Below are 12,485 nucleotides of genomic sequence, written 5' to 3' on the forward strand. Positions count from 1 at the left end.
GTCTACACTCCAGACTCCATCCTCGATCGCCATCACATAATCACCCTAGCAATTATTACTCTCAGGCTAACGATCTGTACTCCAGCTTAATTGATGCGCTACTCCTTACGGAGCAGACTTACTGCAGCATAAATCCAGGCAAAAATGATTTGCTGAATCAGGAGGTTAATAATGAATGCTGGCCAAACTCCGGCCCGGGACTGGAACACACGTCGTAGCGAGAAAGCCCGACGCGTTGCCTCCCTTCCGGTGCAGGGCAAGGTAATTCCCACCGACGGTCTGGTGGATGCGCTGGAAAAATTGATTGCCCCCGGCGACCGCGTAGTGCTCGAAGGTAACAACCAGAAGCAGGCGGATTTTCTCTCTCGCATGCTGGCAGAAGTGAACCCGGCGAAAGTCAACAATCTGCATATGATCATGCCGAGCGTGGGCCGTAGCGAACACCTCGATATCTTCGAAAAAGGCATTGCCCGCAAGCTCGACTTCTCTTTCTCTGGCCCGCAGAGCCTGCGTATTTCGCAGCTGTTGCAGGACGGTCAGCTCGAAATCGGTGCTATCCACACCTACATCGAACTCTACTCTCGCCTTTATGTCGATCTCTGCCCGAACGTGGCGCTGATTGCTGGTTACAAAGCTGACCGCAAAGGCAACCTCTACACCGGGCCAAGTACGGAAGATACCCCAGCGTTAGTTGAAGCCGCAGCCTTCCGCGACGGCATTGTTATCGCTCAGGTGAACGAAATCGTGGATGACGAGTGCGACCTGCCGCGCGTGGATATCCCAGGTTCGTGGATTGATTACGTGGTGGTGGCGGATAAGCCATTCTTTATTGAACCGCTGTTCACCCGCGACCCGCGTCTTATCAAGCAGGAACACATCCTGATGGCGATGATGGCGATTAAAGGCATCTACGCAGAGCATCAGGTGCAGTCGCTCAACCACGGTATCGGCTTTAACACTGCCGCGATTGAACTGTTGCTGCCAACCTACGGCGAGCAGCTCGGCCTGAAAGGCAAAATCTGTAAGCACTGGACCCTGAACCCGCATCCGACGCTTATCCCGGCGATTGAAAGCGGCTGGGTGGAAAGCGTGCACTGCTTCGGCGGCGAACTGGGGATGGAAGAGTACATCCGCGCCCGCCCGGACATCTTCTTCACCGGTGCCGATGGTTCCATGCGTTCTAACCGCGCCTTCTGCCAGTTAGCAGGCCAGTACGCGGTCGACATGTTTATCGGTTCGACCCTGCAAATTGATGGCCTGGCGAACTCCTCTACGGTAACGCGCGGTCGTCTGTCTGGTTTCGGCGGCGCACCGAACATGGGCCACGATCCTCACGGTCGTCGTCATGCTACGCCTGCGTGGCTGAACATGATTACCGAGCCAGACCCCATGCAGCGCGGTAAGAAACTCGTCGTGCAGATGGTGGAAACCTTCCAGGCTGGCGTGAAACCAAGCTTCGTTGAACAGCTTGATGCGGTTGAAGTGGCGAAATCCTCAGGCATGCCACTGGCACCGGTCATGATTTACGGCGACGACGTGACTCACGTGCTGACCGAAGAAGGTATCGCTTATCTGTATCGCGCGAAGGATATGGAAGAGCGCCGCGCGATGGTTGCGGCCGTAGCCGGGATCACCGATATCGGTCTGGGTGTGGACGCGAAACGCGTTGCCGACCTGCGTAAGAGCGGCAAAGTGGTTTATCCGGAGGACATGGGTATTCGTCGCTCTGATGCAACCCGTTCCCTGCTTGCCGCAGGCAGCGTTGCCGACCTGGTCGAGTGGTCAGACGGTCTTTACAACCCACCTGCGAAATTCCGGAGCTGGTAATGAAACTCCTGTCACAGACTCATGCAGAGGTACAGGCCGTGCGGCTGGCGGTGATCGCCCGCGAAAGCCTTATCGACGAAGCACGATTGAGCCCGAAGCCGGGTCTGGTGGACAGCCGGGGAAACGGTGCCCATCACGATCTCACTTTGGCGCTGATGGAGTGCTCCGCGCACAGCCTGACCCCCACGTTTCGGCAACTGGCCCAGCAAAGCTGGCTGCGTCCTGCCGACATCGCCCTGCGCGAAACCGTTGGCCGATTAGGGCGCGAAGGCGAACAGCAGATGATGGCGGCAACCAATGGCGTTAACACCCATCGCGGTGCGATTTGGGCACTTGGCCTGCTGGTGAGCGCCGTGGCGATGAACGGTTCTGACGCTGACGCTCAGCAGATTGCGGAAACCGCCGCCCTGCTCGCGCGTTTGCCAGACAGCGCCGCGCCGAAAATCTTCAGCAAAGGCCTGAAAGCAACTCATCAGTATCGGGTGCCGGGCGCACGTGAAGAAGCGCAGCAGGCGTTTCCGCACGTGATGACTCTGGCGCTGCCGCAGCTTTTACGCAGCCGTGCCAGTGGTGCCAGCGAAAGTGAAGCCCGTCTTGATGCGCTGATGGCAATCATGACCTCGCTCAGCGACACCTGCGTGCTCTCTCGTGCCGGAATGCCTGGCCTGAAAGCGATGCAAAACGGTGCCCGAGCGGTACTGAATGCCGGAGGTTGTGCCACTGCCGCAGGCCGCGAAGCGCTCGCCGCGCTTGATGCGCAGATGCTAGCGCTCAACGCCTCGCCCGGTGGCGCTGCCGATTTGCTCGCCGCCACGCTGTTTCTCGACAGGGTCAGCCAGCCCGCGTCTTGCTCATTTTAAAGAGGATGTTATGGAACACATTACATTGTCATTTCCTGCCAGCCGTACCTTCAACGGCAGAGCGCTGGCAGGCGTCGTAGGCTCCGGTGATATGGAAGTGCTGTTCACCGCAGCCAGCGGGGAAACCCTCAGCATTGATATCACCACGTCCGTGGACAACAGCACCAGCCGCTGGAATGCGCTGTTTGACCGCCTGAACCTGACCAACGGTCTGCCCGCGGGCAAGCTGGTTATCCACGATTTCGGCGCAACGCCGGGCGTTGCCCGTATTCGCATCGAACAGGTTTTTGAAGAGGTGAGCCATGCGTAACGACAGCAGTTTTATTGAATTACGGGCCCGTGAGCGCGCGCATGCCCTGCTCGACGACGGCAGCTATCGCGAACTGTTAGATCCGTTCGAAGGCATCATGTCGCCATGGCTCGCACCGCAGGGTGTGGTACCGCAGTCCGACGACGGCATGGTTGTCGCTCGCGGCACGATCAACGGCCAGCCAGCAGTGGTTATCGCCATCGAAGGCACCTTCCAGGGTGGCAGCATGGGCGAAGTGTCCGGGGCAAAAATGGCCGCCGCGCTTGAACTGGCGGCGGAAGACAACCGCAACGGCATTCCAACGCAGGCGGTTCTGAGCCTTGAAACCGGCGGCGTGCGTTTGCAGGAAGCCAACCTCGGCCTGGCGGCAATTGCGGATATCCATGCGGCGATTGTTGACCTGCGTCGTTACACCCCGGTTGTCGGCATCATTACCGGCACCGTTGGCTGCTTCGGCGGGATGTCCATCGCCGCCGCGCTGTGCAGCTATCTGATTGTCACTCGCGAAGCGCGTCTGGGTCTGAACGGCCCGCAGGTTATCGAGCAGGAAGCCGGGATTGAAGAGTACGACTCCCGCGACCGTCCGTTTATCTGGAGCATGACCGGTGGCGAAATCCGCTATGAAAGCGGCCTGGTCGACGCACTGGTTGGCGACGGCGTGAATGCGGTGAAAACCGCGATGAACGAAGCCATCGCCAAAGGCGTTCCGGCCCAGCATCGCAGCGATAAGTACGCTGATTTCCTGTCTCGTCTGACGAATTTCGACACCCGTCAGCAGGCCGATACCGCGCAGATCAAACAGCTTTTCGCCCGGGAGGTGAAATGATGACTCAGAGCAACAGCCGTGGCGCACTCTGGCTGGAAAAACTGGCGCCCAATGCCCCGCGCATGAGCGGCCTCTGCCCGTCCGTTCAGGTGGCAGATGCCAGCCTCAACGGCGAAAACGTGCGTTTCATCGCCGTGGTGCCGGATGCCAACAACCACTATCCACGCGCGGCTAAAGGCGAAGTCGGTCTGCTGGAAGGCTGGACGCTGGCGAAAGTGGTGAATGAAACCATCGATGCCGACGCCAACAGCGACGTGAAGCGCCCGATTGTGGCGGTGATCGACGTGCCAAGTCAGGCCTATGGCCGTCGCGAAGAAGCGTTCGGTATTCATCAGGCGCTGGCGGGTGCCGCTGGTGCCTACGCAAAAGCGCGTCTGGCGGGCCATCCGGTGATTGGTCTGATCGTCGGCAAGGCGATGTCCGGGGCGTTTCTGGCGCACGGGTATCAGGCTAACCGCCTGATTGCCATCAACGACAAAGGCGTGCTGGTCCATGCGATGGGGAAAGAATCCGCCGCGCGTATCACGCTGCGTACCGTCGATGCGCTGGAAAAACTGGCGGCGACCATCCCGCCAATGGCTTACGACGTCAGCAACTACGCCACCCTTGGCCTGCTTTCCGACCTGCTGAACCTCAGCAACCCGGATGCGCCATCGGATGCTGATTTGGCACTGGTGGAACTCACCGTTCAAAAGGCCATTTCGGATGCACGTCTTGACCCAACGCTGAAAAACCGTCTCGGCGCGGAAAATCGCCGTAGCTCTGCCCTGGTTCGCGAAAGGATGCGCGCCGCCTGGTAATGAGCAGTCAGTAGTACGTAAAAAAAGACCTGCCGAAAGCGGTCGCCGTCGGGCGCAGCCATAGCGCCCACGGCTCAACCGTTTTTAGAAAATTATAACCATCGCGTCAGTGTAATTTTTTTATCTTCTACAGGTGATCTATGACTTATGTAATTGTTCATGCCCTTGCTCCGATTTTTATCATCATGCTGCTTGGCTTCTGGGCCGGTAAAGCCGGGATGGTCGACAACAAAAATGTGTCGCTGCTCAATATCTTTGTGATGGACTTTGCGCTGCCTGCGGCGCTGTTCAGCGCTACCGTTCAGACGCCATGGTCCGGTATCGTCGCACAGTCTCCGCTGATTGTGGTGTTGACGGGCGCGATGTGGATCACCTACGCGGCAATCTACTTCCTCGCGACCAGCGTCTTTAAAAAATCACCACAGGATGCGGCTGTCCTGACGTTGACCGTCGCTCTGCCGAACTACGCAGCACTGGGTCTGCCAATCCTCGGTAGCGTGCTGGGTGAAGGTTCTGCGACTTCACTGTCTGTCGCCGTTTCCATCGCCTGTGGCTCTGTTCTGATGACGCCGTTCTGCCTGCTGATCCTTGAGCGTGAAAAAGCGCGTGCAGCCGGTGAAAACAGTGGTTCTACCCTGTCCATGCTGCCAGTGCTGATGTGGCGCTCCCTGAAAAAACCTATCGTGATGGGGCCGCTGCTGGGGGTGATCCTGTCAGCTATCGGCATCAAAATGCCAGATCTGGTCCTGGCGGCAATTAAACCGCTGGGCCTGTCCGCTACCGCTGCGGCACTGTTCCTGACCGGGGTTATTCTGTCTGCGCGTAAACTGAAGCTGAACGCGATGGTTGGGATTGCCACCCTCACCAAACTGCTGATCCAGCCGTTCATCGCCTGGGGCATCGTGTTGGCGTTCGGTCTGCACGGGTCTGTGGCTGTCACCGCTATCCTGATGATTGCCCTGTCCGCTGGCTTCTTTGGCGTGGTGTTCGGTAACCGCTTTGGCGTGCAGTCGCCGGATGCAGAAGCGGTGCTGCTGTTGAGCTCGGTTCTGTGTATCCTGTCGTTACCGCTGTTTATTACCTTAACTTCAGGCATTTGATATGACATTCACACCGCGCCCTCACGATTTACTGTGGCTGCAAAGCCGCGATGCCCTGCTGAACATTCAGGAGGCGTGGGTGGCAAGCCAGTGGCACACCGGATTGCCGGTGGTGGTGCGGCGCGATGTGAATGACGAGAGCGATATTCCGGTTGGCGTACGCGGCATGAAGCGCGAACAACGCGCCGCCGGATGGGTGAAGGCAGCGACGGTTTCCCGCGTGATGACGCCTGAAATGCTTGCCGAACGCGAGCGTCTGCTGCACTCCCCGTTTGTTTCCCAGCAGCCGGTTCAGGCTGCTATTTTACTCACCACCTTTGCCTGGCCGTGGCACTGGGGCATTACCGGCAGCACCGGTTATGCCATCGCCACAGAAATTCCGGTACTGCACGCGGACAGCGATCTCGATTTGCTTATTCGCGCCCCACAGCCGTTAACGCGCGATGAGCTGTTTCAGTGGCAGGCGCAGGTCGAAAAACTGCCGTGTCGTGCCGACACTCAGGTCGAAACCCCCTTTGGCGCTTTCGCCCTCAACGAGTGGCTGCGCGAAGGACGCGTGTTGCTGAAAACCGCCACCGGCCCACGTCTGACGGAGACGCCGTGGCACAGGGAGCCATGATGAAAACCCTCTTCACCTTTCCCGGTCAGGGCACTCAGCGTGCCGGGATGCTGCAAAATATTCCTCACCGCGAAGCCATTTTCGCTGATGTTCGCGCCATTCTCGGCGATGAAACCGACACGCTCGACGCCGCTGAAGTGTTAAAACACACCCGCGCGGTACAACTTTGCCTGCTGATTGCCGGTGTCGCCTGGGCGCGCGAGCTGATGGAAAATGGGGTTCAACCCGATATCGTCAGCGGCCTGTCGATTGGCGCTTATCCTGCGGCGGTAATTGCCGGGGCGCTGGATTTCCGCGATGCCCTTCATCTGGTGGCGCTGCGCGGTGATTTGATGGAGCAGGCTTATCCACACGGTTACGGCCTGACGGCGATTGTCGGGCTCAGGCTGAATCAGGTCGAAAAGCTGATGGCGGGCAGCAATACTTATATCGCCAACCTGAATGCCGAAACGCAGATTGTGATCGCCGGGCGCGATGAGGAGATGGTCGCCGTCGCGCACAAAGCGTTAGAAGCTGGTGCCAGTAAAGCGACTCGCCTTGCGGTGAGCGTGCCGTCACATTGTGCGCTGCTGGATGAACCCGCCGCAAAGCTGGCGAAGGCTTTTGAGAAGGTGACATTGTCACGCCCGAAGCTCGCTTACCTGAGCGGCTCGACGGGGCGCGTGCTGTGGGAACCGCTGAAAATCGCTGACGATCTGGCCTTCAACATGGCCCGCACGGTGCAGTGGCAGGATGCGATGGTGTCGGCTAATCAGCGCGATGCCCGCCTCGCCATCGAAATGCCGCCGGGCAGCGTGTTGACGGGCTTAACGCATCTGGCGGGCTGGCAAGGCGAAGCGATTTGCCGCGAACGTAACAGCATTGAAGTGGCGCAGCATCTGCAAAAACGCCTTACTCGCTGAGGCTTCGGGCGTACATGCGCCCTTCTGCCGCCAGTGCCAGCAGGTCCTGATCGCGCTCACGGTGGTGCGAATAGACAATCGAAATCAGCTGGCGCATCTGGTACGGCTCCGCCAGCTTCAAAAGCTGTACATCGTTCTCGTACACCTTTTTCATCCTGCCCGGGATCAGCGAAAAACCGACCCCAGCCTGCACCAGGCTTATCATCGAGAAGATGTCGTTTACGCGAGTGACGATTTCCGGCTCAAACCCGGCAATGCTGAACGCCTCCTGAAAACCAGCATACGTTGCGAACCCTTCTGCCAGCGAGACGAATTTGCGATCGGCGTAATCACGCAGATCGGCATTTTGCGTCCTGTTCAGCTTTTCACTGGCGGGGGCGGCCAGAAAAATATCGTCGTGGAATAACGGGATCACATCAAATTTCGAGCCGGTAAATTCCCCTTCGTTGGTGGAAATCAGGATCGCATCCAGCGCGTCGTCTTCCAGCATATCCAGCAGCATCTGGTTTGAGCCCATGGTCAAATCCAGTTCGAGTGAAGGACGACGCAGTTTCATGCCCATGATGATTTTCGGCACCGTTTCCAGCGTCAGTGAATAGAGCGTGCCAATGCGCAACCGCCCGCGCCCAACCCCCGCCACTTTGCGTGTCTCTTCCAGACCACGACTCATCAGGTTGATCACATCCTGGCAGTACTCCAGCAGCGTCCAGGCCGCAGGTAAAGGCAGCAAATTCCGCCCTTTATGAATAAACAGCGGGCAGCCGACCCCTTCTTCCAGCGTATGCAACGCACGGTGCACGCTGACGCTGCTGAGCTCCAGCGCTTCCGCCGTGCGGGCTATGTTGCCTTTGCTCATAAACATCATGAACACGCTGAGTTTGCGAAAGGTGATGTCCTGGTTGATGTCGTCTTTCATCCCTTGTGGCCATTTTTATTTTGCAGATGAATGATTATACCCGCTTTGATTCATTCTACGTTGAAATAAGGCCATGTCGTAAAAATAAAGGACTTCAATGGACCCGATGATTTTCCACCAGCCAGTTGCTGAAAACATCGCTGCGCAGGGTCTGTAAAAAATCAATCATTCCTGAACACCCCATTTTCCTGATCACCGTCTGGCGGATTTGATAAACCGTTTTGGTATGCACATTAAAATATGCGCCCATTTCCGCCATCTTTTTTCCGTCTTTAATTAAATCAATCAGCAGTCTTTCTCTGGCCGTGAAGCGCACACACTTTTCCGCCACACTCTCCCTGCCTTTGCCATAAGTAATGGCCGCGATAAACGCTTCTATCTCACTCACGGTTGCTCGTGCGGAAAGGCGGTGGAGCGGGATGTCGGTGAGGAAGTTATAAAGATAGCCTTCCGTTAAAAGGATCAGGCGATGCTGGTTCAGATCGTAGCGATGTGCCAGCACGTCGGCATAATGCTTTTCAGTGAAAAAAACGTAGCGCAATGAAGGTGAATCAAAGGTCATTGTCGCGAAAATGCTTTCCAGCCCAAGCCGCAGATAATGGTCAGACAGCCAGAGATCCGCGTGCGCAAGCTGCACAGGTTTCATGCTATTCATCGTTCATCTTCCGTTTATGCAGGAAATATTCGACCCTGACGACTACGCGATATATTACGAGGTCAGGTGTGAAGACTCGCGGTCAAATATCGTCATTGGTGTGGCCGACAACAATTTCCAGCGTTTTACGAATCACATCGGCCTGAACAATATCGTCCGTCGTTTCCAGGGTGTGAATAAGCGATAAGATAATATTCTTGTTATTAATATGCTTTCCACTCAGCAATACCTCACGAATAGAGGCGCCAAGGACGATGGATTCTTCTACCAGCGCATCACCCGCGTGACGGAAATACTCTGACAGTGCGTTATCAGGCAATGCAGCATAAATATCAGGTTGTTGGATCAGGGCTGTGTTCATCGGTTTCACCTTTATCAATGCGTTGACGTTGTCAGTGGAGGTTGTCTTTTCCTTGCTGTGGAGCTTCGCTCAGGCGAATGTCCCTCTTTTCCCTGTGCTCTTGTTCTGATGTGGGTGTTTCTCTGTGCTTTTTCTCCGCCAGCACGGCCTGGAGATCGGCAATAATCAGGGGAAATATGGCGCGGCGTTGCGCATCCAGTTCTCTGGACTCCATCGCCCCTAATTCAGCTAACAGCGTGCCTGCGCTAACCGGTGCTTTGCGTTTTAGCAACGACAGCACCGCTTCGCCAATCAGAGCATCTGCCAGTGGATCACTTTTGCTTCTGCTCATGACGCTCAGCGCTCAAACAGCAGACCAATCAGTGCGTTGTAGTGCTTTTCCTCTTCTTTACAGGAGGCCTTTTCCAGTCGGCTCAGCAATTTTGTACACAGCGATTTACGATTCAGGTTGCGTCCGTCAGTCAGGATCTCGACGACTATCTGGCCTAATGTCTCCTGCTGCGTTGGCATCGTGGCCTTGCTGAAGTATTGGGCGATAGCACTTGCGGGATCGGAAAGGTAACTGTTCTGTTGCATAGTGGTCTCCAGGGCGTATCGGTTAAAGGTTAATAAGCCGTTAATCAATCCTGAAAAAATTGTACATAAAAACTGTACAATGGCATTTATAATTTTTATCAAAAAATGCTATTCGTTTATTTTCAAAAGGTTAAATTATTTAAATTAGACTTTATCTGATAATGGCTTGTACAGCCATTTACTGGCGCTTTGACAACAGGGAGTGACTCAGGTCAGCCTCATCCCATCTTCGTTAGACTATTGTTAATTTTTTGTTTTGTTTAGAAGACGTTATGGCCGCTATCTGATAGGGTTATAAGACTTCTTCCTGACAGTTAATAAACCATGCTCACAACTATCATCTATCGAAGTCATCTGCGTGAGAACGTGCCGTTTAAAGCACTTGAAGGTATGGTGGCCAGCGCCAATATCAAAAACAGACAGGCCGACGTGACCGGTATCCTGTTATTTAATGGCACCCATTTCTTCCAGCTGCTTGAAGGCCCGGACCAGGAAGTCAAAGCCATCTATCAGACCATTTGTGAAGACGAACGCCACACTAACGTGGTGGAATTACTCTGTGACTACGGGCCTTCGCGGCGGTTTGGCAACGTGGGAATGGAGCTGTTTGACCTGCGCGATCACAACAAAAGCGACGTCTTGCAGAACGTGCTGGATAAAGGCACCTCAAAGTACCAGCTCACCTACAATGACCGCGCGTTGCAGTTTTTCCGCACCTTTGTCGAAGCGACGGAAAAAGAGAATTATTACCAGATCCCTGACGCCGATAGCTGGGATTTCATCCCCTCTGACAAGCCTTATTGTATCGACCCACAAAACCTGCCTGCGAATGCCGATTGCCGCTTTGCTTTTCAGCCCATTATCGACCCGCTGTCGCAGGAAATTATGTCTGTCGAAGCCCTGCTTCGTACTGCCTCTGGAGAGTCACCGAAAGCCTATTTTGAAACGCTTTCGGGCGATGAGGTTTATCACGCTGATTTGAAAAGCAAAGAAACGGCGTTCGCACTGGCGGCCGCGCTTCAGTTGCATGACCAGACGCTCTCCGTAAACCTGCTGCCCATGACGCTGGTCAACGACCCTGACGCCGTGCCTCGCTTGTTACAAGCGATTGAAGTCAATGGCCTTATCCCTGAGCAAATCATCGTCGAGTTTACTGAAACTGAGGTTATCTCTCAGTTCGATGCGTTCACTCAGGCGGTTCGTTCGCTTAAAGCGGCCGGGATAAGCGTGGCGATCGATCACTTTGGTGCCGGTTCCGCCGGGCTTCTGCTGCTGGCCCAGTTCCAGCCCGACAGAATTAAAATCAACCGTGACCTTATTCGCGATGTCCACAAAAGCGGGCCGCGTCAGGCGATCATTCAGGCGATTATCAAATGCTGCCTTTCGCTGGAGATCCTCGTGTCCGCGGTCGGCGTTGAGAAGCCTGAAGAGTGGATGTGGCTTGAATCGGCGGGTATTTCCCTGTTCCAGGGACATCTCTTTGCAGAGCCTTGTCTCGACGGTATTCCTGCCGTAGCCTGGCCTGAGAAAAAAACCGCGCTCTGACCCGTGCTTGCCCGGTCACGACGCTCTGTCTGACCGGGTTCTCAACCCATCTGACCTGCACACATTCCTATTTATATTTTGTTAATAAAACGTTGACGTTTTTCTTGCTATGCTTTGACTGTCGCGCTGTACAATAATTTATAAATTGTACAAGCGCCTTCCGATTCGTTAGTTTAGGCAAGGACGTGTCGGTTTCAGAGTGAGGGAAGCTATGGCCTTTTACAGTATTGGTGACGTTGCCGAACGGTGTGATATCAACCCGGTCACCCTCCGTGCCTGGCAACGGCGCTATGGGTTGTTAAAACCCCAGCGCAGTGAAGGGGGTCATCGCCAGTTTGATGAAGAAGATATTCAGCGTATCGAAGAGATTAAACGCTGGATACAGAGCGGCGTTCCTGTCGGCAAAGTCAAAGCGCTGCTGGAAAAAACCAAAGTTCAGACTTACGACGACTGGACCTCGCGCCAGGAAGAGATGATGTCGGTGTTACGTTTTGCCCAGCCAGCCAAACTACGCGCCAAAATCGTGGCTCTCAGTCGTGAGCACGCCGCCAGTGAACTCATCGATTTCGTGTTCGTTCCGGTCCGTCAACGCCTCAGCCTCGATCAAAATACCGCGCGTATCATGTGCAGCCTGCTGGATGGGGCCCTTATCGAGCATGTCGCCCTCACCTTGTCAGAAAGCCGCAAAAAAGCAGGCAAAGACGCCCTGCTGATCGGTTGGGATATCGATGACCGAACGCGCCTGTGGCTCGAAGCCTGGCGCCTTTCCCAGCAAGGCTGGCACATTGCTGTTCTGGCTGAACCACTGGATGGCCCGCGCCCGGAACTCTTCCCGGGACAGCAGCTTTTTGTCTGGACCGGCCTCACCCCGACACGCCGCCAACAAGAATTGTTGCAGCACTGGCACGAACAAGGTTATTCCCTCACGTTTCACCAACCCTGATTTCGTCGGGGCACCCTGGCAGTAAATTCTCTCAACGATCAATGCGTTCCTGCTACGAACTGAAAAGCGGCTTGCGAGTCTGCTTTTTTCTGATGATACTGTATATATAAGGGTCTTCCCCGATCATGGTGGGAGGCTCAGAACGTCATATCCAGCTTCCCGTAATGGAACATCACCCCCAGTTTAAATCGCTCCCGGTTTCGATAGCCTCTGGCCTTTATCCTTAGCAGCCTTATTTTGCTGTT

The 12,485-nt window shown here is 55.3% G+C and carries 15 protein-coding genes; 10 read left to right on the plus strand and 5 right to left on the minus strand.

All coding sequences use genetic code 11. The annotated features are described in order from the left end of the window. Positions 1-171 precede the first annotated feature (171 nt). The 8 genes from mdcA to mdcH all read left to right on the plus strand — a co-directional run bounded on the left by mdcA (position 172) and on the right by mdcH (position 7,244). Positions 172-1,827: a malonate decarboxylase subunit alpha gene (mdcA, locus tag ACRCWW_RS11245; protein ID WP_438682493.1), complete on the plus strand. Its 1,656-nt coding sequence runs from the start codon at positions 172-174 to the stop codon at positions 1,825-1,827. Then, positions 1,827-2,687 (plus strand): triphosphoribosyl-dephospho-CoA synthase, encoded by an 861-nt coding sequence (locus ACRCWW_RS11250; protein WP_438682494.1) that lies wholly within the window; start codon positions 1,827-1,829, stop codon positions 2,685-2,687. The genes mdcA and ACRCWW_RS11250 overlap by 1 nt, the downstream gene beginning before the upstream one ends. Positions 2,688-2,697: 10 nt before the next feature. Then, positions 2,698-2,997: a malonate decarboxylase acyl carrier protein gene (gene mdcC / locus ACRCWW_RS11255; RefSeq protein WP_438682495.1), complete on the plus strand. Its 300-nt coding sequence runs from the start codon at positions 2,698-2,700 to the stop codon at positions 2,995-2,997. Continuing rightward, positions 2,990-3,823 carry a biotin-independent malonate decarboxylase subunit beta gene (locus ACRCWW_RS11260; RefSeq protein WP_438682496.1) on the plus strand — a complete coding sequence of 278 codons (834 nt, stop codon included), beginning with the start codon at positions 2,990-2,992 and terminating at the stop codon, positions 3,821-3,823. The genes mdcC and ACRCWW_RS11260 overlap by 8 nt, the downstream gene beginning before the upstream one ends. After that, on the plus strand, positions 3,823-4,623 hold the full coding sequence (gene mdcE, locus ACRCWW_RS11265) for a biotin-independent malonate decarboxylase subunit gamma (protein ID WP_438682508.1): 801 nt from the start codon (positions 3,823-3,825) through the stop codon (positions 4,621-4,623). The genes ACRCWW_RS11260 and mdcE overlap by 1 nt, the downstream gene beginning before the upstream one ends. Positions 4,624-4,763: 140 nt before the next feature. Further along, positions 4,764-5,723, plus strand: a complete 960-nt coding sequence (locus ACRCWW_RS11270) for an AEC family transporter (protein WP_438682497.1) — start codon at positions 4,764-4,766, stop codon at positions 5,721-5,723. A 1-nt stretch (position 5,724) separates the two neighbouring features. After that, entirely contained in the window at positions 5,725-6,342 is a 618-nt protein-coding gene (locus ACRCWW_RS11275; protein WP_438682498.1) for a malonate decarboxylase holo-ACP synthase, read from the plus strand. Further along, positions 6,342-7,244 (plus strand): malonate decarboxylase subunit epsilon, encoded by a 903-nt coding sequence (gene mdcH, locus ACRCWW_RS11280; protein ID WP_438682499.1) that lies wholly within the window; start codon positions 6,342-6,344, stop codon positions 7,242-7,244. Before ACRCWW_RS11275 ends, mdcH begins: the two co-directional genes overlap by 1 nt. Here the strand turns inward: mdcH and ACRCWW_RS11285 are convergent. The 5 genes from ACRCWW_RS11285 to ycgZ all read right to left on the minus strand — a co-directional run bounded on the left by ACRCWW_RS11285 (position 7,234) and on the right by ycgZ (position 9,752). Then, positions 7,234-8,160 (minus strand): LysR family transcriptional regulator, encoded by a 927-nt coding sequence (locus tag ACRCWW_RS11285; RefSeq protein ID WP_438682500.1) that lies wholly within the window; start codon positions 8,158-8,160, stop codon positions 7,234-7,236. The two genes, mdcH and ACRCWW_RS11285, sit on opposite strands and share 11 nt — an antisense overlap. A 94-nt stretch (positions 8,161-8,254) precedes the next feature. Next, positions 8,255-8,815, minus strand: coding sequence for a helix-turn-helix transcriptional regulator (locus tag ACRCWW_RS11290; protein ID WP_438682501.1), 561 nt, complete (start codon positions 8,813-8,815; stop codon positions 8,255-8,257). 82 nt (positions 8,816-8,897) lie between these two features. Continuing rightward, positions 8,898-9,164 carry a biofilm development regulator YmgB/AriR family protein gene (locus ACRCWW_RS11295; protein ID WP_438682509.1) on the minus strand — a complete coding sequence of 89 codons (267 nt, stop codon included), beginning with the start codon at positions 9,162-9,164 and terminating at the stop codon, positions 8,898-8,900. A gap of 43 nt (positions 9,165-9,207) precedes the next feature. Beyond that, the gene (locus ACRCWW_RS11300) at positions 9,208-9,507 is read right to left on the minus strand and encodes a hypothetical protein (RefSeq protein ID WP_438682502.1); all 300 of its coding nucleotides are present in this window, start codon (positions 9,505-9,507) and stop codon (positions 9,208-9,210) included. 5 nt (positions 9,508-9,512) lie between these two features. Further along, positions 9,513-9,752 (minus strand): regulatory protein YcgZ, encoded by a 240-nt coding sequence (gene ycgZ / locus ACRCWW_RS11305; protein WP_438682503.1) that lies wholly within the window; start codon positions 9,750-9,752, stop codon positions 9,513-9,515. A gap of 324 nt (positions 9,753-10,076) precedes the next feature. Here ycgZ and ACRCWW_RS11310 point away from each other — a divergent pair, with 324 nt between their 5' ends. Then, positions 10,077-11,297 (plus strand): diguanylate phosphodiesterase, encoded by a 1,221-nt coding sequence (locus tag ACRCWW_RS11310; RefSeq protein ID WP_438682504.1) that lies wholly within the window; start codon positions 10,077-10,079, stop codon positions 11,295-11,297. A 211-nt stretch (positions 11,298-11,508) separates the two neighbouring features. Next, positions 11,509-12,240 carry a MerR family transcriptional regulator gene (locus tag ACRCWW_RS11315; protein WP_438682505.1) on the plus strand — a complete coding sequence of 244 codons (732 nt, stop codon included), beginning with the start codon at positions 11,509-11,511 and terminating at the stop codon, positions 12,238-12,240. Positions 12,241-12,485 lie beyond the last annotated feature (245 nt).

Source organism: Scandinavium sp., from assembly GCF_051650185.1.
Classification (GTDB): domain Bacteria; phylum Pseudomonadota; class Gammaproteobacteria; order Enterobacterales; family Enterobacteriaceae; genus Scandinavium.